19 protein-coding genes are annotated in these 21,512 nt (G+C 55.7%); 16 read left to right on the top strand and 3 right to left on the bottom strand.

The features are described 5' to 3' along the window. Positions 1–97: 97 nt before the first annotated feature. The 3 genes from tal (at position 98) to FNY10_RS17930 (ending at position 3,180) form a co-directional block, all read left to right on the top strand. Positions 98–1,051 carry a transaldolase gene (gene tal, locus FNY10_RS17920; RefSeq protein WP_100682624.1) on the top strand — a complete coding sequence of 318 codons (954 nt, stop codon included), beginning with the start codon at positions 98–100 and terminating at the stop codon, positions 1,049–1,051. Between the two features lie 110 nt (positions 1,052–1,161). Then, complete coding sequence (mog, locus tag FNY10_RS17925; protein WP_100682623.1) at positions 1,162–1,749, top strand: molybdopterin adenylyltransferase; 588 nt, start codon at positions 1,162–1,164, stop codon at positions 1,747–1,749. A gap of 120 nt (positions 1,750–1,869) precedes the next feature. Further along, a complete protein-coding gene (locus FNY10_RS17930; RefSeq protein ID WP_100682622.1) occupies positions 1,870–3,180 on the top strand; it encodes an MFS transporter in 1,311 nt (436 codons plus the stop codon). Between the two features lie 47 nt (positions 3,181–3,227). On the opposite strand, the gene satP is transcribed toward FNY10_RS17930, so the two are convergent. Further along, a complete protein-coding gene (gene satP / locus FNY10_RS17935; protein ID WP_160702323.1) occupies positions 3,228–3,794 on the bottom strand; it encodes an acetate uptake transporter in 567 nt (188 codons plus the stop codon). A 440-nt stretch (positions 3,795–4,234) separates the two neighbouring features. On the opposite strand from satP, the gene dnaK reads away from it, so the two are divergent. The 4 genes from dnaK (at position 4,235) to nhaR (ending at position 9,722) form a co-directional block, all read left to right on the top strand. After that, the gene (gene dnaK / locus FNY10_RS17940; RefSeq protein ID WP_004857708.1) at positions 4,235–6,151 is read left to right on the top strand and encodes a molecular chaperone DnaK; all 1,917 of its coding nucleotides are present in this window, start codon (positions 4,235–4,237) and stop codon (positions 6,149–6,151) included. A gap of 87 nt (positions 6,152–6,238) precedes the next feature. Beyond that, entirely contained in the window at positions 6,239–7,372 is a 1,134-nt protein-coding gene (gene dnaJ / locus FNY10_RS17945) for a molecular chaperone DnaJ (protein ID WP_100682620.1), read from the top strand. 222 nt (positions 7,373–7,594) lie between these two features. After that, the gene (nhaA, locus tag FNY10_RS17950; protein ID WP_131049534.1) at positions 7,595–8,770 is read left to right on the top strand and encodes a Na+/H+ antiporter NhaA; all 1,176 of its coding nucleotides are present in this window, start codon (positions 7,595–7,597) and stop codon (positions 8,768–8,770) included. Between the two features lie 52 nt (positions 8,771–8,822). Continuing rightward, positions 8,823–9,722, top strand: coding sequence for a transcriptional activator NhaR (gene nhaR / locus FNY10_RS17955; RefSeq protein WP_100682618.1), 900 nt, complete (start codon positions 8,823–8,825; stop codon positions 9,720–9,722). A gap of 62 nt (positions 9,723–9,784) precedes the next feature. Here the strand turns inward: nhaR and rpsT are convergent, their stop codons facing one another. Continuing rightward, on the bottom strand, positions 9,785–10,048 hold the full coding sequence (rpsT, locus tag FNY10_RS17960) for a 30S ribosomal protein S20 (RefSeq protein WP_003018940.1): 264 nt from the start codon (positions 10,046–10,048) through the stop codon (positions 9,785–9,787). 330 nt (positions 10,049–10,378) lie between these two features. On the opposite strand from rpsT, the gene ribF reads away from it, so the two are divergent. The 6 genes from ribF to rihC all read left to right on the top strand — a co-directional run bounded on the left by ribF (position 10,379) and on the right by rihC (position 17,179). Further along, complete coding sequence (ribF, locus tag FNY10_RS17970) at positions 10,379–11,317, top strand: bifunctional riboflavin kinase/FAD synthetase (RefSeq protein WP_100682617.1); 939 nt, start codon at positions 10,379–10,381, stop codon at positions 11,315–11,317. A 44-nt stretch (positions 11,318–11,361) separates the two neighbouring features. Next, positions 11,362–14,178 (top strand): isoleucine--tRNA ligase, encoded by a 2,817-nt coding sequence (gene ileS, locus FNY10_RS17975; protein WP_160702322.1) that lies wholly within the window; start codon positions 11,362–11,364, stop codon positions 14,176–14,178. Then, the gene (gene lspA, locus FNY10_RS17980; protein WP_100682616.1) at positions 14,178–14,678 is read left to right on the top strand and encodes a signal peptidase II; all 501 of its coding nucleotides are present in this window, start codon (positions 14,178–14,180) and stop codon (positions 14,676–14,678) included. The genes ileS and lspA overlap by 1 nt, the downstream gene beginning before the upstream one ends. A gap of 118 nt (positions 14,679–14,796) precedes the next feature. Beyond that, positions 14,797–15,246, top strand: a complete 450-nt coding sequence (gene fkpB, locus FNY10_RS17985) for an FKBP-type peptidyl-prolyl cis-trans isomerase (RefSeq protein ID WP_100682663.1) — start codon at positions 14,797–14,799, stop codon at positions 15,244–15,246. Position 15,247: 1 nt separating this feature from the next. Beyond that, positions 15,248–16,198, top strand: a complete 951-nt coding sequence (gene ispH / locus FNY10_RS17990; RefSeq protein ID WP_032689538.1) for a 4-hydroxy-3-methylbut-2-enyl diphosphate reductase — start codon at positions 15,248–15,250, stop codon at positions 16,196–16,198. Positions 16,199–16,264: 66 nt separating this feature from the next. Then, the gene (gene rihC, locus FNY10_RS17995) at positions 16,265–17,179 is read left to right on the top strand and encodes a ribonucleoside hydrolase RihC (RefSeq protein WP_131049536.1); all 915 of its coding nucleotides are present in this window, start codon (positions 16,265–16,267) and stop codon (positions 17,177–17,179) included. Here the strand turns inward: rihC and FNY10_RS18000 are convergent. After that, on the bottom strand, positions 17,140–18,087 hold the full coding sequence (locus tag FNY10_RS18000; protein ID WP_160702321.1) for a LysR family transcriptional regulator: 948 nt from the start codon (positions 18,085–18,087) through the stop codon (positions 17,140–17,142). The genes rihC and FNY10_RS18000 overlap by 40 nt on opposite strands. A gap of 92 nt (positions 18,088–18,179) precedes the next feature. Between FNY10_RS18000 and FNY10_RS18005 the strand changes: the two genes are divergently transcribed. The 3 genes from FNY10_RS18005 to carA all read left to right on the top strand — a co-directional run bounded on the left by FNY10_RS18005 (position 18,180) and on the right by carA (position 21,499). Beyond that, complete coding sequence (locus FNY10_RS18005; RefSeq protein WP_141965341.1) at positions 18,180–18,809, top strand: alanyl-tRNA editing protein; 630 nt, start codon at positions 18,180–18,182, stop codon at positions 18,807–18,809. 261 nt (positions 18,810–19,070) lie between these two features. Beyond that, positions 19,071–19,892 carry a 4-hydroxy-tetrahydrodipicolinate reductase gene (dapB, locus tag FNY10_RS18010; protein ID WP_004857752.1) on the top strand — a complete coding sequence of 274 codons (822 nt, stop codon included), beginning with the start codon at positions 19,071–19,073 and terminating at the stop codon, positions 19,890–19,892. Between the two features lie 458 nt (positions 19,893–20,350). Then, the gene (gene carA / locus FNY10_RS18015; RefSeq protein ID WP_100682611.1) at positions 20,351–21,499 is read left to right on the top strand and encodes a glutamine-hydrolyzing carbamoyl-phosphate synthase small subunit; all 1,149 of its coding nucleotides are present in this window, start codon (positions 20,351–20,353) and stop codon (positions 21,497–21,499) included. The last annotated feature ends 13 nt before the right edge of the window (positions 21,500–21,512 follow it).

Below are 21,512 nucleotides of genomic sequence, written 5' to 3' on the forward strand. Positions count from 1 at the left end.
GTCTTGCATGGTCCACAGTTGCGCTGAACATGCAGCGTGTTATCATCTTGGAAGACCGGTTACATCCCCTTAACTGCTGTTTAAGAGAAACACTATCATGACGGATAAATTGACTTCTCTGCGTCAGTACACCACTGTCGTAGCTGATACCGGAGATATTGCGGCAATGAAGCTGTATCAGCCTCAGGATGCCACGACTAACCCTTCTTTGATTCTCGGCGCGGCTCAGATTCCTGAGTACCGCAAGCTGATTGATGACGCTGTCGAGTGGGCCCGCGGCCAGAGCAGCGATCGCGCTCAGCAGATTATCGATGCTTCCGATAAGCTGGCGGTGAACATTGGTCTCGAAATTCTTAAGCTGATTCCTGGCCGTATTTCGACCGAAGTTGATGCGCGCCTCTCCTACGACACCCAGGCATCTATCGCCAAAGCGAAACGCATCATCAAACTGTATAACGATGCGGGCATCGGCAACGATCGCATTCTGATTAAACTGGCTTCAACCTGGCAGGGTATTTGCGCCGCCGAGCAGCTGGAAAAAGAAGGCATCAACTGTAACCTGACTCTGCTGTTCTCCTTCGCCCAGGCTCGCGCTTGTGCTGAAGCGGGCGTCTTCCTGATCTCTCCGTTCGTTGGCCGCATCCTCGACTGGTACAAAGCGAACACCGACAAGAAAGAGTACGCGCCGGCTGAAGATCCGGGCGTCGTTTCCGTCAGTGAAATCTATGAGTACTACAAGCAGCACGGTTACGAAACTGTCGTGATGGGCGCAAGCTTCCGTAACGTCGGTGAAATCCTTGAACTGGCTGGCTGTGACCGCCTGACTATCGCTCCGACCCTGCTGAAAGAGCTGGCGGAAAGCGAAGGGGCTATCGAACGTAAACTGGTGTTCAGCGGCGAAGTGAAAGCGCGTCCGGAACGCATCACCGAAGCTCAGTTCCTGTGGCAGCACAACCAGGATCCGATGGCGGTAGACAAACTGGCGGAAGGTATCCGTAAGTTTGCGATCGACCAGGAAAAACTGGAAAAAATGATCGGAGACCTGCTGTAATCATTTGGGCGTGGCCGGGTTCCCGGTCACGCTACTTCTCCTGAACCCTGTCTGTATTGCCTTCCAGCGTGTATCATTCCGTCTAATTGTACTGTCTGAACGGAATAACGATGAATACCTTACGAATCGGCTTAGTTTCCATCTCCGATCGCGCCTCCAGCGGCGTTTATCAGGATAAAGGCATCCCGGCACTTGAAGAGTGGCTGGCGCGTGCGCTGACGACTCCCTTTGAGCTCGAGACCCGCCTGATCCCTGACGAACAGGGGATTATCGAACAAACGCTGTGTGAACTGGTTGACGAGATGGCCTGCCATCTGGTGTTAACTACCGGCGGCACCGGTCCTGCCCGACGCGACGTGACGCCGGATGCAACCCTGGCCATCGCCGACCGTGTGATGCCGGGTTTTGGCGAGCAAATGCGTCAGGTCAGCTTACACTTCGTTCCGACGGCTATCCTTTCTCGTCAGGTTGGCGTTATCCGCAAGCAGGCGCTGATTTTGAATCTGCCGGGCCAGCCGAAAGCCATTCAGGAAACCCTTGAAGGCGTTAAAGATGCTGACGGCAAGGTCCTGGTGCACGGGATCTTCGCGAGTGTACCTTATTGTGTACAGTTGCTTGAAGGGCCTTATGTCGAGACTGCGCCGGAAGTGGTAGCGGCTTTTCGTCCAAAAAGCGCGAGACGCGAAACTTTATCCTGAATTTGATACTTTCCTGACATAACCTGCATTGTCGGTGGTGTGCTGTTTTATTTACGATATAGTGTTTTTTACTTTACACATTGCGTGATAGCACTTACACCTCTGGATGAATAGCTCGTTATGTCACAACATACCCGACCTCTGAATCGACAAGATTATAAAACGCTGACGCTGGCCGCCCTTGGCGGCGCGCTGGAGTTTTATGATTTCATTATCTTTGTCTTCTTCGCCGCCGTCGTTGGCGACCTGTTCTTCCCGGCGGACATCCCGGAATGGCTGCGTCAGGTGCAGACCTTCGGCATCTTTGCTGCGGGCTATCTGGCGCGTCCATTGGGCGGCATCATCATGGCCCACTTCGGCGATCTGGTCGGGCGCAAGAAGATGTTCACCCTGAGCATTCTGCTGATGGCCCTGCCGACGCTGGCGATTGGCCTGCTGCCGACCTACGCATCAATAGGTCTTGTCGCGCCGCTGCTGCTGTTGCTGATGCGCATTCTGCAGGGGGCGGCTATCGGAGGAGAAGTTCCCGGCGCCTGGGTTTTTGTCGCCGAACACGTGCCGGAAAAACGCATTGGTATCGCCTGCGGCACTCTCACTGCCGGCCTGACGGTTGGCATTCTGCTGGGCTCGGTGGTCGCGACGCTGATCAATACCAGCCTGACGCCGCAGGGGATCCTCGACGGCGGCTGGCGTATTCCCTTCCTGTTAGGCGGCGTATTTGGCCTGGTAGCCATGTATTTGCGTCGTTGGCTGCAGGAGACGCCGATATTTCTCGAAATGCAGCAGCGTAAGGCGCTAGCGCAGGAGCTGCCGGTCAAATCGGTGGTGCTGAAGCACCAGAAAGCAGTGGTAGTTTCCATGTTGCTGACCTGGCTGTTATCCGCCGGCATAGTGGTGGTTATCCTGATGTCGCCGGTCTGGCTACAAAAACACTACGGTTTTGCCCCGGCAACGACCCTGCAGGCCAACAGCATTGCCACCATTATGCTGTGCATCGGCTGTCTGCTGGCAGGGCTGGCGGCGGATCGTTTTGGCGCCAGCCGCACATTCATCGTCGGCAGCGTGCTGCTGGCGGTCTCCAGCTGGGCGTTCTATCACCTTTCCGGCAGCAGTCCCGGGCAGCTGTTCCTGCTGTATGGTGCGGTGGGGTTGTGCGTCGGGGTCGTGGGCGCCGTGCCTTACGTCATGGTGCGCGCTTTCCCGGCAGAAGTTCGCTTTACCGGTATTTCCTTCTCGTACAACGTCTCTTACGCCATTTTTGGCGGCCTGACGCCGATTGCCGTGACTATGCTCATGGGGGTTTCGCCGATGGCTCCGGCGTGGTACGTGCTGGCGCTTTCATTGCTGGGGCTGGGATTAGGGATCTGGCTGCGCCAGGGGATGAACCGCGAGGTGGCCGCCGCAGAGGGGGAATTGCAGCGCTTGCCGTAACGTTCCGTAAGCAATCCCCTCGTCCGTCAGAACGAGGGGATTGTTGATCAATGCGGTGCGCCGATCGGCAGTACGGTGCGACCAAACTGTTCGTTCAGTACTTCACCCATCGCCAGATAAATAGCGCTACCGCCGCAGACTAAACCAATCCAGCCCGCGATTTTCACCAGACCTTCGTTATCGGCGAGGTGGCCGATTGCCAGCAGCGCAAACAGGACGGTCAAACTGAGGAGCACGAATTGCAACATTCGTGCGGCTTTCAGGGTGCCGAAGAACATAAACAACGTGAAGACTCCCCACAGACCGAGGTACATGCCGAGGAAGTGCGCATCAGGCTTTTCCGCCAGGCCCATTTTCGGCATGAGAAGAATAGCGACCAACGTCAGCCAGAAGGCGCCGTAGGACGTAAAAGCGGTTAAACCAAAGGTATTACCTTTTTTAAATTCCAGCAGGCCTGCGAAAATCTGCGCAATGCCGCCGTAAAAAATGCCCATCGCCAGGATAGCTACATCAAACGCGAACAGGCCGCTATTTGCCAGGTTAAGCAGAATAGTGGTCATGCCGAAGCCCATAAGGCCCAGCGGTGCCGGATTAGCCAACTTAGTGTTGCCCATAATTCCTCAGAATAATGATTAGAAAGGGAAGCATTACCCCACCACTCGTGGACGGGGCGCGGCATCATAATGAGGCGCAGGGTAACTGTCTATGATCTGGCGAGGTATTTTTCGCCAATTTACGCAGGCGAGGAGAGATGGTGTGCGTTCGCTACCGGTAAACGGGGACGCAAGCGCCCGGCGGGACAGGTGTTATCGATAAAAGCCGCTTTATTACCGGTTTATTCAGTCGGCCTTCCTTATTTCTCCCTTTATCCGGCAAGAAAGTGAAAAATTTTTTTGCTTGCCCCCTTGAGGAAGCGATGGGCGACCCCATCTTGTAGTCAACCGCAGTGAATGAACCTGAAAAAAATGATGTCTGGGCAGTTGAAACCATCGGTTTCGCCCTTATTACAGGTTCACAACCACATGTTGATCGAATTTTTAGTGGAGACGTTTAGATGGGTAAAATTATTGGTATCGACCTGGGTACTACCAACTCTTGTGTAGCGATTATGGATGGCACTACTGCACGTGTGCTGGAGAACGCCGAAGGCGATCGCACCACGCCTTCTATCATTGCTTATACCCAGGATGGTGAAACTCTGGTTGGTCAGCCGGCTAAACGTCAGGCAGTGACAAACCCGCAAAACACCCTGTTTGCGATTAAACGCCTGATTGGTCGCCGCTTCCAGGACGAAGAAGTTCAGCGTGACGTATCCATCATGCCGTACAAAATCATCGGCGCCGACAACGGCGACGCATGGCTTGATGTGAAAGGTCAGAAAATGGCACCGCCGCAGATTTCTGCTGAAGTGCTGAAAAAAATGAAGAAAACGGCGGAAGATTACCTGGGTGAGCCGGTAACTGAAGCGGTTATCACCGTACCTGCATACTTCAACGATGCTCAGCGTCAGGCAACGAAAGATGCCGGCCGTATCGCAGGTCTGGAAGTCAAACGTATCATCAACGAACCGACCGCCGCTGCGCTGGCTTACGGTCTGGATAAAGAAGTCGGCAACCGTACTATCGCGGTTTACGACCTCGGTGGTGGTACCTTCGATATCTCGATTATCGAAATCGACGAAGTTGACGGCGAAAAAACCTTCGAAGTTCTGGCAACCAACGGTGATACCCACCTGGGTGGTGAAGACTTCGACAGCCGTATGATCAACTACCTCGTTGATGAGTTTAAGAAAGATCAGGGCATTGACCTGCGTAACGATCCGCTGGCCATGCAGCGCCTGAAAGAAGCGGCTGAAAAAGCGAAAATCGAGCTTTCTTCCGCTCAGCAGACCGACGTGAACCTGCCGTACATCACCGCAGATGCCACCGGTCCGAAACACATGAACATCAAAGTGACGCGTGCGAAACTGGAAAGCCTGGTTGAAGATCTGGTTAACCGTTCTATCGAGCCGCTGAAAGTTGCGCTGCAGGACGCTGGCCTGTCGGTATCTGACATCCAGGACGTTATCCTGGTCGGCGGTCAGACCCGTATGCCAATGGTGCAGAAGAAAGTGGCTGAGTTCTTTGGTAAAGAGCCGCGTAAAGACGTTAACCCGGATGAAGCTGTGGCGATCGGTGCTGCGGTTCAGGGCGGTGTACTGACTGGTGAAGTTAAAGACGTTCTGCTGCTGGACGTTACCCCGCTGTCGCTGGGTATCGAAACCATGGGCGGCGTGATGACGGCGCTGATCAACAAAAACACCACAATCCCGACCAAACACAGCCAGGTGTTCTCTACTGCAGAAGACAACCAGTCTGCGGTGACCATCCACGTGATTCAGGGCGAGCGTAAACGCGCCTCCGATAACAAATCACTGGGTCAGTTCAACCTGGATGGGATTAACCCGGCGCCGCGCGGTATGCCGCAGATCGAAGTCACCTTCGACATCGATGCTGATGGTATCCTGCACGTGTCCGCGAAAGACAAAAACAGCGGTAAAGAGCAGAAAATCACCATTAAAGCGTCTTCCGGTCTGAACGAAGAAGAAATCGCCAAAATGGTCCGCGATGCGGAAGCGAACGCTGAATCTGACCGTAAGTTCGAAGAACTGGTTCAGACCCGCAACCAGGGCGACCATCTGCTGCACAGCACGCGTAAGCAGGTTGAAGAAGCAGGCGACAAACTGCCGGCTGACGACAAGACTGCCATCGAGTCTGCGTTGACCGCACTGGAAACGTCGCTGAAAGGTGAAGACAAAGCGGACATCGAAGCGAAAATGCAGGCGCTGGCCCAGGCTTCCCAGAAGCTGATGGAAATCGCTCAGCAGCAGCATGCTCAGCAACAGGCTGGCGGCGCTGAAGCTTCCGAAAGCAACGCGAAAGACGACGATGTCGTTGACGCCGAGTTTGAAGAAGTGAAAGACAAAAAATAATCGCCCTTTGAACGGGTAAAACACTGGCACGGGCGAAGAGGTTTCCTCTCCGCCCGTGCACGCATGTTAAGGGGCTGAAAAACACCAATGGCAAAGCAAGATTATTACGAGATTTTGGGCGTTTCCAAAACAGCGGAAGAGCGTGAAATCAAAAAGGCTTACAAGCGCCTGGCGATGAAATACCACCCGGACCGTAACCAGGGTGATAAAGAAGCCGAAGCGAAGTTTAAAGAAATTAAAGAAGCGTATGAAATCCTGACTGATGACCAGAAGCGTGCGGCCTACGATCAGTACGGCCACGCTGCCTTTGAACAAGGTGGCATGGGCGGCGGCGGCGGTTTTGGCGGCGGCGCTGATTTCAGCGATATCTTTGGCGACGTGTTTGGCGATATCTTCGGCGGCGGTCGTGGCCGTCAGCGCGCGGCGCGCGGCGCTGACCTGCGCTACAACATGGACCTGACGCTGGAAGAAGCCGTTCGCGGCGTGACCAAAGAGATTCGCATTCCGACGCTGGAAGAGTGTGACGTCTGCCACGGTAGCGGTGCGAAAGCCGGTAGCAAACCGCAAACCTGTCCAACCTGTCACGGTGCCGGTCAGGTGCAGATGCGCCAGGGCTTCTTCGCCGTTCAGCAAACCTGTCCGCATTGCCAGGGACGCGGTACGCTGATTAAAGATCCGTGCAACAAATGCCACGGTCACGGTCGCGTCGAGAAGACCAAAACTCTGTCGGTCAAAATTCCGGCGGGCGTGGATACTGGCGATCGTATTCGTCTGTCAGGCGAAGGCGAAGCGGGCGAGCACGGCGCTCCGGCGGGCGATCTGTACGTTCAGGTCCAGGTTAAGCAGCACGCTATCTTTGAGCGTGAAGGCAACAACCTGTACTGCGAAGTGCCGATCAACTTCACTATGGCTGCCCTCGGCGGCGAGATTGAAGTCCCGACGCTGGATGGCCGCGTCAATCTGAAAGTGCCTGGCGAAACGCAGACCGGTAAGCTGTTCCGCATGCGTGGCAAAGGCGTGAAATCCGTACGCGGCGGCGCGCAGGGCGATCTGCTGTGCCGGGTGGTGGTTGAAACGCCGGTAGGACTTAATGAAAAACAGAAACAGCTGCTGAAGGAGCTTCAGGAAAGTTTTGGCGGCCCGACGGGTGAGAAAAACAGCCCGCGCTCTAAAAGTTTCTTTGATGGCGTGAAGAAATTCTTCGACGACCTGACGCGCTAATCTCCTGCGATTCTGAAAAGCCACTTTATTGTTAAAGTGGCTTTTTTGTTTCCAGCCGCTATCTGTTAATGATGGCTGAATCCCTCCGGTCAGCGTCGCGCTTTACTGTCAGCCTTATATCGTAAAAACCGAGTAATAATGCAATAATAATCTTATTTTTTCGAAGTGTTATGGCGGCTAGAATAGTTTCATCGATGAATTAGCCTTACAGAGAGAGTAACAGTGAAACATCTGCAGCGTTTTTTTAGTAGCGATGCTTCAGGAGGCATTATCCTCATTTTCGCGGCCGCGTTGGCTATGGTATTGGCTAATACTGGCGTGACCAGCGGTCTTTACCATTCCTTTCTGGACACCCCCGTTCAGTTGCGTGTTGGCGCGTTAGAAATCAATAAGAACATGCTGCTGTGGATTAACGATGCGCTGATGGCGGTCTTCTTCTTGCTGATTGGCCTCGAAGTAAAGCGCGAGATGATTCAGGGGGCGCTGGCCAGCCGTCGTCAGGCCGTTTTCCCGGTGCTGGCCGCCTTAGGTGGGATGATTGTCCCGGCGCTGATCTATCTGGCGTTCAATGCTCAGGATCCGATCACCCGCGAGGGGTGGGCGATTCCGGCGGCGACCGATATCGCCTTTGCCCTGGGAGTGCTGGCGCTGCTGGGCAGCCGCGTGCCGCCAGCTCTGAAAATCTTTCTGATGGCGCTGGCGATTATCGACGACCTGGGCGCCATTATCATCATTGCCCTGTTTTATACCAGCGACCTTTCCATATTGTCGCTGGGCGTGGCGGCAGGGGCGATGGCCGTGCTGGTCGCGCTCAATCTTTGCGGCGTCCGACGCACCGGTATCTATATCCTGGTCGGCGCGGTGCTATGGATTGCGGTGTTGAAATCCGGGGTGCATGCGACCTTAGCCGGGGTGATTGTTGGCTTTATTATCCCGCTGAAGGAGCAGGGCGGTAAATCCCCGGCTAAGCAGCTTGAGCATGTCCTGCATCCGTGGGTGGCTTACCTGATTCTGCCGCTTTTCGCCTTCGCTAACGCCGGCGTGTCGCTGCAAGGGGTGACGATTGAAGGGCTGACGTCACTGCTGCCGCTGGGGATTATCGCCGGGCTGTTTGTCGGCAAGCCGCTGGGTATCAGCCTGTTCTGCTGGCTGGCGTTAAAACTGAAATGGGCATCGCTGCCGGAGGGGACGACCAGCAAGCAGATTATGGCGGTCGGCATTCTGTGTGGGATTGGCTTCACGATGTCGATTTTCATCGCCAGTCTGGCCTTCAGCAGCGTTAATCCTGGCTTAATCAACTGGGCTAAGCTTGGCATTCTGACCGGCTCGGTACTGTCAGCCGTCAGCGGATATCTGCTGCTGCGCAAGCGCATAACGGTTCCCGCCCACCTGGCGTAATACTTTCGGAGAGCCGGCAGAGGTTCTCCAGGACATTATCAGGGAGAGAAGCATGTCGCATATTAATTACAACCATCTGTATTACTTCTGGCACGTTTATAAAGAAGGTTCTGTTGTCGGCGCGGCGGAGGCCTTGTTCCTGACGCCGCAGACCATTACCGGGCAGATCAAAGCGCTTGAAGAGCGTTTGCAGGGGAAATTGTTTAAACGCAAGGGGCGGGGGCTGGAGCCGAGCGAACTGGGCGAGCTGGTATTCCGCTACGCGGACCGCATGTTCACGTTGAGCCAGGAGATGCTCGATATTGTGAACTACCGCAAAGAGTCTAACCTGCTGTTCGATGTCGGCGTTGCCGACGCATTGTCGAAAAGACTGGTGAGCGGGGTGCTGGATGCGGCGGTCGTGGATAATGAACAGATTCACCTGCGCTGCTTTGAGTCGACCCACGAAATGCTGCTGGAGCAGCTCAGCCAGCACAAGCTTGATATGATCATCTCTGACTGCCCCATCGATTCCACTCAACAGGAAGGGCTGTTCTCCGTGCGTATCGGCGAGTGCAGCGTGAGTTTCTGGTGCATGAACCCGCCGCCGGAAAAGCCGTTTCCCGCCTGTCTGGAGGAACGTCGTCTGCTGATCCCCGGTCGTCGTTCGATGCTGGGACGCAAACTTCTGAACTGGTTCAATTCGCAGGGGCTGAAGGTGGAGATTCTCGGCGAGTTTGACGATGCGGCGCTGATGAAGGCGTTCGGTGCGGCGCACAATGCGATTTTTGTCGCGCCGACGCTTTACGCGCATGATTTCTATCAGGATGAGACGATTATTGAGATCGGTCGGATGGAGAATGTGATGGAGGAGTATCACGCCATTTTTGCTGAAAGAATGATTCAGCATCCGGCGGTGCAACGGATTTGCAATCGCGACTATTCGTCACTCTTCGCGACGCCGCAGGCGTAACTCGCAGACATAAAAAAACCCGCTTTCGCGGGTTTTTTTACAAAGCGATAACAAGCAGGCGATTAAGCCAGTTTGTTGATCTGAGCGGTCAGGTTTGCTTTATGACGCGCAGCTTTGTTTTTGTGGATCAGACCTTTAGCAGCCTGACGGTCCACGATCGGTTGCATTTCGTTAAATGCTTTCAGTGCAGTAGCTTTGTCGCCAGCTTCGATAGCTGCGTATACTTTCTTGATGAAAGTACGCATCATAGAGCGACGGCTAGCGTTGTGCTTGCGGGCCTTTTCAGACTGAACGGCGCGCTTCTTAGCTGATTTGATATTAGCCAAGGTCCAACTCCCAAATGTGTTCTATATGGACAATTCAAAGGCCGAGGAATATGCCCGTTTAGCCTTCTTTTGTCAATGGATTTGTGCAAATAAGCGCCGCTTAAAACAACGACGCTTTATTACGTAGTGATGGCGCAAGATTCTACCAGCTTGTTGCTGGCGAATACAGCCTTTCCACCATAAAAATCGCTGGGCGAGGGGAGTTTTTGCCGCATTCCCGCGCTGAGTTGATGAATTACCGGGATCTTTCGGTTAAGAGGTGCAATCGCTGGTTAACGTCGTCAGTTGTACAAGGTATACTCGGACGATTTTCACTGTTTTGAGCCAGACATGAAGCTGATACGCGGCATACATAATCTCAGTCAGGCGCCGCACGGGTGCGTGCTGACCATTGGTAATTTTGACGGTGTGCATCGCGGGCATCAGGCGCTGTTGCAGCGTTTGCGCGCCGAGGGCCGCCAGCGTGGTTTACCGGTGGTGGTGATGATTTTCGAACCACAGCCGCTGGAGCTGTTTGCCGCCGATAAGGCGCCAGCCCGTTTGACGCGTCTGCGCGAAAAGCTGAGCTATCTGGCTGAAAGCGGCGTCGACTATGTGCTGTGCGTGCGCTTTGACCGCCGCTTCGCCGCCCTGACCGCCCAGGATTTTATCAGCGAACTGCTGGTGCGCCGTTTAGGCGTGCAGTTTCTCGCGGTGGGGGACGATTTCCGCTTTGGCGCTGGCCGCCAGGGGGATTTCTTGTTATTACAGAAAGCCGGTGCGGAATATGGTTTTGACGTGACCAGCACCCAAACTTTCTGCGAAGGCGGCGTGCGCATCAGCAGTACAGCGGTGCGCCAGGCGCTGGCGGACGACGACCTTGTGCAGGCGGAAAACCTGCTGGGCCATCCCTTTACGATCTCCGGACGCGTGGTCCACGGCGATGAGCTGGGGCGCACGATTGGTTTTCCGACGGCGAATTTACCGCTACGTCGTCAGGTTTCCCCGGTAAAAGGGGTCTATGCGGTGGAAGTGACAGGACTGGGCGACAAACCGTTGGTGGGTGTCGCCAACATTGGCACCCGTCCAACGGTTGCTGGCGTTCGCCAACAGCTGGAAGTGCATCTGCTGGACGTTGTAATGGACCTTTATGGTCGCCATATAGATGTAATACTGCGTAAAAAAATACGTAATGAGCAGCGATTTGCGTCGCTCGATGAGCTAAAAGCGCAAATTGCACGTGATGAGTTAACGGCCCGCGAGTTCTTTGGGCAGGCCAGGCAGGCATAAGTCTGTTGGTGTTTATCAAACCGAAATACGGAACCGAGAATCTGATGAGTGACTATAAATCGACCCTGAATTTGCCGGAAACAGGGTTCCCGATGCGTGGCGATCTCGCCAAGCGCGAACCGGGAATGCTGGCGCGTTGGACCGATGATGACCTGTACGGCATCATCCGGGCAGCGAAAAAAGGCAAAAAAACCTTCATTCTGCATGATGGCCCTCCTTATGCGAATGGCAGCATTCATATTGGTCACTCGGTTAACAAGATTCTGAAAGACATTATTGTGAAGTCCAAAGGACTGACGGGCTATGACTCGCCTTACGTTCCGGGTTGGGACTGCCACGGTCTGCCGATCGAACTGAAAGTGGAGCAGGAATATGGCAAGCCGGGTGAGAAATTCACCGCTGCTGAATTCCGCGCCAAGTGCCGCGAATATGCTGCGACCCAGGTTGACGGTCAGCGTAAAGACTTTATCCGCCTGGGCGTGCTGGGCGACTGGTCGCGTCCGTACCTGACCATGGACTTCAAAACAGAAGCCAACATCATCCGTGCGCTGGGTAAAATCATCGGCAACGGCCACCTGCACAAAGGCGCGAAGCCGGTGCACTGGTGCGTCGACTGCCGTTCTGCGCTGGCTGAAGCGGAAGTCGAGTATTACGACAAAACGTCTCCTTCTATCGACGTGGCTTTCCACGCGGTAGACAAAGCCGCCGTGCTGGCGAAATTCGGCGTTGCCGACGTCGCCGGTCCGCTATCCCTGGTCATCTGGACCACTACCCCGTGGACCCTGCCAGCTAACCGCGCCATCTCCCTGTCGCCGGAATTCGACTATGCGCTGGTGCAGGTTGACGGTCAGGCGCTGATCCTGGCGAAAGATCTGGTTGAAAGCGTAATGAAACGCGCGGGTATTGCTGACTACACTATCCTGGCGGTGGTGAACGGCGCGGAACTGGAGCTGATGCGCTTTAAGCATCCGTTCCTCGACTTCGATGTGCCGGCAATCCTCGGCGATCACGTTACCCTCGATGCGGGTACCGGCGCGGTCCATACCGCCGGCGGTCACGGTCCGGATGACTATACTATCAGCCAGAAATACGGCCTGGAAATTGCCAACCCGGTTGGCCCGGACGGTTCCTACCTGCCAGGCACCTACCCGGCGCTGGACGGCATCAACGTCTTTAAAGCCAACGATATTATCGTTGAGATGCTGCGTGACAGCGGCGCGCTGCTGCACGTTGAAAAGATGCAGCACAGCTATCCGTGCTGCTGGCGCCACAAGTCGCCTATTATCTTCCGTGCCACCCCGCAGTGGTTCGTCAGCATGGATCAGAAAGGCCTGCGCGCGCAGTCGCTGAAAGAGATCAAAGGCGTGCAGTGGATCCCGGACTGGGGCCAGGCGCGTATCGAATCGATGGTTGCCAACCGTCCTGACTGGTGTATCTCCCGCCAGCGTACCTGGGGCGTACCGATGTCTCTGTTTGTGCACAAAGAGACGCAGGAACTGCACCCGAACACCCTGGAGCTGATGGAAGAAGTGGCGAAGCGCGTCGAAGTGGACGGCATTCAGGCGTGGTGGGATCTCGACTCCCGCGACATCCTGGGCGCTGACGCTGACAGCTACGAGAAAGTGCCGGATACCCTGGACGTGTGGTTCGACTCCGGGTCTACCCACTCCTCCGTGGTTGACGTACGCCCGGAATTTTCCGGTCACGCCGCCGATATGTATCTGGAAGGTTCTGATCAGCACCGCGGCTGGTTTATGTCCTCGCTGATGATCTCCACGGCGATGAAGGGCAAAGCGCCGTATCGCCAGGTTCTGACCCACGGTTTCACCGTCGACGGTCAGGGCCGCAAAATGTCCAAGTCTATCGGTAATACCGTTAGCCCGCAGGACGTGATGAACAAGCTGGGCGCCGATATTCTGCGTCTGTGGGTGGCATCTACCGATTACACCGGCGAAATGGCGGTCTCCGACGAGATCCTCAAACGCGCTGCCGACAGCTATCGTCGTATCCGTAACACCGCGCGCTTCCTGCTGGCGAACCTGAATGGTTTCGATCCGGCGAAAGACATGGTCAAACCGGAAGAGATGGTGGTGCTCGATCGCTGGGCGGTGGGCTGCGCGCAGGCGGCGCAGGAAGATATCCTGAAAGCCTACGAATCCTACGACTTCCACGAAGTGGTGCAGCGCCTGATGCGCTTCTGCTCCATCGAAATGGGCTCGTTCTATCTCGATATCATCAAAGACCGCCAGTACACCGCGAAAGCGGAAAGCCGGGCGCGTCGCAGTTGCCAGACCGCGCTGTTCCACATCGTGGAAGCGCTGGTGCGCTGGATGGCGCCGATCATGTCCTTCACCGCAGACGAAATCTGGGGCTACCTGCCGGGTTCCCGCGAGAAATACGTCTTCACCGGGGAGTGGTATGAAGGTCTGTTCGGCCTGGCCGACGACGAAGCGATGAACGACGACTTCTGGGACAAGCTGCTGCAGGTGCGCGGCGAAGTCAACAAGGTCATCGAGCAGGCGCGCGCCGACAAACTGGTAGGCGGCTCTCTGGAAGCGGCGGTCACGCTGTATGCCGATGACGCTCTGGCCGCGAAGCTCAACGCGCTGGGCAGTGAATTACGCTTTGTCCTGTTGACCTCCGGGGCAACGGTTGCCGATCATGCGCAGGCGCCGGCCGATGCCTGGCAGAGTGAACTGCTGAAGGGGCTGAAAGTCGCGTTGAGTAAAGCCGAGGGCGAGAAATGCCCGCGTTGCTGGCACTACACCAGCGATGTCGGCAAGGTGGCGGAACACGCGGAAATCTGCGGTCGCTGTGTCAGCAACGTCGCCGGTGACGGCGAAAAACGTAAGTTTGCCTGATGAGTAAATCTGTCTGTTCAACGGGGCTACGCTGGCTTTGGGTCGTCGTCGCCGTGCTGATTATTGACCTGGGCAGTAAATTCCTGATCCTCCAGAACTTTGCTCTGGGGGAGACGGTAGCGCTGTTCCCGTCGCTTAATCTGCATTATGCGCGTAACTATGGCGCGGCTTTTAGTTTCCTTGCCGATAGCGGCGGCTGGCAGCGCTGGTTCTTTGCCGGCATTGCCATCGGGATCTGCGTGATTCTGGCGGTCTTGATGTATCGCTCAAAAGCCACGCAAAAGCTGAACAACATTGCCTACGCGCTGATTATCGGCGGCGCGCTGGGGAACTTGTTTGATCGGTTATGGCATGGTTTTGTCGTCGATATGATTGATTTCTACGTCGGGGACTGGCATTTCGCCACCTTCAACCTGGCCGATAGCGCAATTTGCATCGGCGCGGCGCTGATTGTGCTGGAAGGCTTCCTGCCAAAACCTGCGGCGAAAGAGCCGGTGTAAATGTCAATGCCGGGTGGCGCTGCGCTTACCCGGCCTACAGAATTTGTGCCCTTCCGTAGGCCCGGTAAGCGTAGCGTCACCGGGCAAACAGGCGGGCCAAAACAAGCGAGCAATTTGCATGTCTAAATCCGTACAGAGCAACAGCGCGATCCTCGTTGACTTCACGCTGAAACTGGATGATGGCTCAACGGCTGAATCCACCCGCAATAACGGCAAGCCTGCCCTGTTTCGCCTTGGCGACACCTCCCTGTCTGAAGGTCTTGAACAACAGCTTCTGGGTCTGAAAGAGGGGGAGAAAAAGGTCTTTTCGCTGGAGCCCGATGCTGCGTTTGGCATCCCAAGCCCGGATCTTATCCAGTACTTTTCACGTCGTGAATTTATCGACGCGGGCGAGCCGGAAATCGGCGCGATTATGCTCTTTACCGCAATGGATGGCAGCGAAATGCCCGGCGTGATTCGTGAAGTGAACGGCGATTCGATCACCGTTGATTTCAACCATCCGCTGGCCGGGCGCACCGTCCATTTTGATATTGAAGTGCTGGAAATCGATCCGGCGCTGGAGGAGTGAAATGCAGATCCTGTTGGCTAACCCGCGCGGCTTTTGCGCTGGCGTTGACCGCGCTATCAGCATTGTTGAAAACGCGCTGACGCTCTACGGCGCGCCGATCTATGTGCGTCATGAAGTGGTGCATAACCGCTATGTGGTCGATAGCCTGCGTAAGCGCGGCGCCATTTTTATCGAACAGATTAGCGAAGTGCCTGACGGCGCGATCCTGATTTTCTCCGCGCACGGCGTGTCCCAGGCGGTGCGTAATGAAGCGAAAAACCGCGATCTGACGGTCTTCGACGCGACCTGTCCGCTGGTGACCAAAGTGCATATGGAAGTCGCCCGCGCCAGCCGTCGTGGCGAAGAGTCGATCTTGATTGGCCATGCCGGTCACCCGGAAGTGGAAGGGACGATGGGCCAGTACAGCAACCCGGAAGGGGGAATGTATCTGGTGGAGTCGCCCGACGATGTCTGGAAGCTGGAGGTGAAAAACGACGCCCGGCTGTCATTTATGACGCAGACAACCCTCTCGGTAGATGACACTTCGGATGTGATCGACGCGCTACGTGAGCGCTTCCCGAAAATCGTCGGGCCGCGTAAAGACGATATCTGTTATGCCACCACTAACCGTCAGGAAGCGGTTCGCGCGCTGGCGGAGCAGGCCGATGTTGTGCTGGTGGTGGGGTCGAAAAACTCCTCTAACTCCAACCGTCTGGCGGAACTCGCTCAGCGGATGGGGAAAGCGGCCTATCTGATTGACGATGCGACGGATATTCAGGAAGCATGGGTCAAAGAGGCCGCGTGCGTTGGCGTGACCGCAGGCGCATCGGCCCCGGATATCCTGGTGCAGAACGTGATCGCGCGTCTGCAGGCGCTGGGCGGCGGAGAAGCCGTTCCGCTGGAGGGGCGTGAAGAAAATATTGTTTTCGAAGTACCGAAAGAGCTGCGGGTTGATGTCCGTGAAGTAGACTAAGTTCTTTCGCCAGCGGATGTGAGAAGATGCCAGACTTAACGTCTGGCATTTTTTTTGGGAGAGACGATGCGCTTACCGATCATTCTTGATACCGATCCCGGCATTGACGACGCAGCGGCGATCGCCGCCGCGCTGTTTGCCCCCGAGCTCGATCTGCAGCTGATGACGACGGTGGCGGGGAACGTGTCGGTGGAAAAAACCACCCGCAACGCCCTGCAACTGCTGCATTTCTGGCAGGCGAAGGTGCCGCTGGCTCAAGGGGCGTCAATGCCACTATTGCGTCCGCTGCGCGATGCGGCCTCCGTGCACGGTGAATCCGGCATGGAAGGGTATGATTTTGTCGAGCATGACTGCCAGCCGTTGCCGAAACCGGCCTTTCAGGCCATTCGCGACGCGCTGATGCATGCTCAGGAGCCGATTACGCTGGTGGCGATTGGTCCGTTGACCAATATTGCGCTGCTCCTGACGCAGTATCCGGAATGCCGCTTTAATATTCGCCGGCTGGTGATCATGGGCGGTTCCGCCGGGCGCGGTAACTTCACGCCCAATGCGGAGTTCAATATTGCTATCGATCCGGAAGCCGCGGCCAGCGTGTTTCGCAGCGGTCTGGAGATCGTGATGTGCGGTCTCGACGTGACCAACCGGGCAATGCTGACGCCGGAGTACCTCGCCACGCTGCCCGCGCTGAACAAAACCGGAAAGATGCTCCACGCGCTGTTCAGCCATTATCGCAGCGGCAGTATGAGCAGCGGGCTGCGTATGCATGACCTGTGCGCCATCGCGTGGCTGGTGCGCCCTGAGCTGTTTACCCTGCAACCGTGCTTTGTAGCGGTGGAAACGCAGGGGACCTGGACCGCCGGCACCACCGTCGTCGATATCGAAGGGCGGCTCGGGCAGCCGGCGAACGCGAGCGTTGCGCTGGAACTGGATGTGGACGGTTTTCAGCGCTGGGTGACGGAAGTATTGTCTCTGGCGCCGTAAGCGGCCTGGCGGCCGTCAATTTTCTCGCTCAGATAATCAATCATGGCCCGCATTCTGGCGGGCATATGTTTATTGCCCGACCACAGCAGCCACAGCTGCCCGCTATAGCTACTGATAAACTCCCATTGCGCCAGGACCTGCACGATATCGCCCTGGGCCAGCGCGTCGCGAGCGGTAAACAGCGGCAGGCTGCCGATACCTAAATGTTGCTGCACCGCATCAAGGCGCACGGCAGTATGGTTGGCGGCGTAGCGTCCGTGAGTCTGGATAGTTTCCGTTTTACCCGCCCGGCGGAATTTCCAGCGTGAGTCGGCCGGTGTTTCGCCCAGGCTGATACAGCTGTGGCCCCGCAGCTCCGCCGGCGTTTGCGGCGTGCCGTGCCGCTGTAAATAGTCCGGTGTGGCGCAGATCACGTGCGTTACCGGCATCAGCGGTTTGCCGTGCAGTCCGGGAGAGGGGCTGTGGGTAATACGCAGCGCCAGATCAATACCATCATCAATCAGATCCAGATAGCGGTCCTCGAGCCGCAGACAGACGTCCACGCCGGGATGACGGGTGAGAAATTCCGCCATTAACGGATGAATCACAAAACGCCCGACGGCTTTTGGCACGCTGAGGGTCAGCTTCCCCTGCGCCACCTCCTGGCTACTGCTGGCGGAATCCATCGCCTGACGAGCCGATTCCAGCATCTCCTGTGCGTGCACATACACCGTTTTTCCGGCATCGCTCAGGCGCAATTTGCGCGTGCTGCGGTGCAGCAGCTTACAGCCCATTTCGTGTTCCAGCCGCGAGACGCTGCGGCTGATCGCCGAAGGCGTTGCCCCGGAAAGGCGGGCGACGGCAGAAAAACTGCCCTGGTCGACAATTTGCACAAACAGGGCAAGGTCGGGGAGTAAATTGAGATTCATTTGTGCCCTTGAGGCAAAAGTGCATTGATGAATGGCGGGATTATCGCCACGGATAATATCAATATACTGTCCTGACTAAGCGGAGGACAACCATGACTGAACGTCTTTATTACACTTGCGATGAGACCGAGGCGCGAGCCCAGGTCGTGCATTGCCTGACTGAGGCCGATGGCCGTTACGCCATTGAGTTGAACCAGACCCTGTTTCATCCACAGGGCGGCGGACAGCCAGCCGATCGCGGCTGGATTGGCGGTATTGCTGTTGAAGGTGTCGTGACGCGAGGTGACCGCGTTATGCACATTATCGCTCAACCGCTGCCGCCTGGAGAGGTGGCAATTCGGGTGGATGAAGCCGCCCGGCGCCTGCATTCGCGGCTGCACTCCGCGGGGCATCTGATAGGCCTGGCGGGCGAACGCGCTGGCTGGCGGCCTGTCAAGGCGCACCACTGGCCTGGAGAAGGGCGGATAACGTTCACCGCTATCGGCTCCGCCATCATGCCGGAGGCCAGCGCGCTTCTGGCGACGATTGCGGGCTGGCAAGCGGAAGATCTGCCGCGGCATCTGACTTTTGAGGATGGGCTGCGTCAGGTCGGATTTGGCTCATTACCGGCCTATCCCTGCGGCGGCACGCATGTTGCCAGCCTGTCTGAAGTGGGGAGCGTGACAATCGCCGAGGTGAAAATCAAAAAAGGACAGCTGATCGTGAATTATACCCTCGCGTGAACCGGGGCGCGATTTGACGTACCTGGTTTCGATGAGAGGCGCGAAGCGGCGCAGGATCCGAGTATCCTGCTCTTTTCGTCGTGGAATGTGTGGGATGGAACCCATGAGAAAGGCCTGATATTGATGCCAGCGTATAGTTTTTACTGATATCGAACGCCGTTTGTCATAAATTTCTAATTATCGGTGTTTTAGAGTAGCGGCTCAGCGATGGGCTGGTTAATCTGGAAACAATTTACGTTAAGTTAACAAAAGAGAATAGCTATGCATGATGCACAAATCCGCGTGGCCATCGCAGGCGCGGGCGGCCGGATGGGACGCCAGTTAATTCAGGCCGTACAGCAGATGGATGGCGTGGCGCTGGGCGCTGCGCTGGAGCGCGAAGGTTCTTCCCTCCTGGGTAGCGATGCCGGTGAGCTCGCCGGTGCCGGTAAAGCCGGTGTCGCGGTGCAAAGCAGTCTTGCGGCAGTCAAAGATGATTTTGATGTGCTGATCGATTTTACCCGCCCGGAAGGTACGTTAAACCACCTTGCTTTCTGCCGCGAACACGGTAAAGGGATGGTGATTGGCACCACCGGTTTTGATGAGGCGGGGAAACAGGCCATTCGCGATGCGGCGCAGGACATTGCCATTGTTTTCGCGGCCAACTTCAGCGTCGGCGTCAACGTGCTGTTAAAGCTGCTGGAAAAAGCGGCGAAGGTGATGGGTGACTACACCGATATTGAGATTATTGAGGCGCACCACCGCCATAAAGTGGACGCGCCGTCGGGCACCGCTCTGGCGATGGGCGAGGCGATTGCCGGTGCGCTGAACAAAGATCTGAAGGATTGTGCGGTCTACAGCCGTGAAGGTCATACCGGCGAACGCGTCCCGGGGACCATTGGCTTTGCTACCGTGCGCGCCGGGGATATCGTTGGCGAACATACCGCAATGTTTGCCGACATCGGCGAGCGTATTGAAATCAGCCACAAGGCTTCCAGCCGGATGACTTTTGCCAATGGCGCCGTTCGTTCTGCATTGTGGTTAAAAGATAAGAAATCAGGCCTTTTCGACATGCGTGACGTGCTTGATCTCAATGCTTTATAAGTTTTATTACCCATCGTGATGTGGTTATTGCATTCAATATGTAATTGATTGCAAAGGGCAATGTTTTATTGCCCTTTTTATTTTTTAGCATTTCATCGGTTTTAATTGATGAAGTGAGCGTAATATTATCTTATCCTTTCTTTTTTTGTTGTGTCTTTGTGAATTTTGACCATATGGTCTACTTTTTTGTTGTTGCACGCGTTGTTTTGCAATCTTCCTGCTCCGCAAGCGTTTTCCCTGCATAGTTTGTTGATCTTTTTGCCTGCTAACGCAGGGCTGAGAGGTCAGTGACGTGAAAAGAGATAAAAAATATCGGCTTTAAGTTGACTTTTACCCGACATCTCTCCAGAATGCCGCCGTTTGCCAGAAATCCATAGGTAAGCAAATTTGCATTGATTCATGTCACGCACATGCATTAATATGCAAATAAAGTGAGTGAATATTCTCTGGAGGGTGTTTTGATTAAGTCAGCGCTATTGGTTCTGGAAGACGGAACCCAGTTTCACGGTCGGGCCATCGGGGCAACGGGCACGGCGGTTGGGGAAGTCGTTTTCAATACTTCAATGACCGGTTATCAAGAAATCCTCACTGATCCTTCCTATTCCCGCCAAATTGTCACTCTTACTTATCCCCATATTGGTAATGTCGGCACCAACGACAGCGATGAAGAATCTTCTCAGGTACATGCGCAGGGCCTGGTCATTCGCGACCTGCCGCTGATTGCCAGCAATTTCCGCAATACCGAAGACCTCTCTTCTTACCTGAAGCGCCATAACATCGTGGCGATTGCCGATATCGATACCCGTAAGCTGACGCGTTTGCTGCGTGAAAAAGGCGCACAGAACGGCTGCATTATCGTAGGTGATAACCTGGATGCGCAGCTGGCGCTGGAAAAAGCCAAAGCATTCCCTGGCCTGAACGGGATGGACCTGGCGAAAGAAGTCACCACTTCAGAAACCTACAGCTGGACGCAAGGGAGCTGGACGCTGGCAGGCGACCTGCCGGAAGCGAAGGCGGAGAGCGAGCTGCCGTTCCACGTTGTGGCCTACGATTTTGGCGCCAAACGCAACATTCTGCGCATGCTGGTTGACCGCGGCTGCCGCCTGACGGTCGTACCGGCGCAAACCTCTGCTGAAGAGGTGCTGAAGATGAATCCGGACGGTATCTTCCTGTCCAACGGCCCTGGCGACCCGGCGCCGTGTGATTACGCCATTACCGCGATTGAGAAATTCCTTGAGACCGATATTCCGGTATTCGGCATCTGCCTCGGCCATCAGCTGCTGGCGCTGGCGAGCGGTGCGAAGACCGTTAAGATGAAGTTCGGCCACCACGGCGGCAACCACCCGGTTAAAGATATCGATAATAATGTGGTGATGATTACCGCCCAGAACCACGGTTTTGCGGTCGACGAAGTCTCCATGCCGGCAAACCTGCGCGTGACCCACAAGTCGCTGTTCGATGGGACGCTGCAGGGTATCCACCGTACTGACAAACCGGCGTTTAGTTTCCAGGGCCACCCGGAAGCGAGCCCAGGCCCGCACGATGCCGCGCCGTTGTTCGACCATTTCATTGAGTTAATTGAGCAGTACCGCCAGTCCGCGAAATAATCAGGAGAAAAAA

The organism is Klebsiella sp. Lac1 (assembly GCF_009825425.1).
Taxonomy (GTDB): domain Bacteria; phylum Pseudomonadota; class Gammaproteobacteria; order Enterobacterales; family Enterobacteriaceae; genus Klebsiella; species Klebsiella electrica.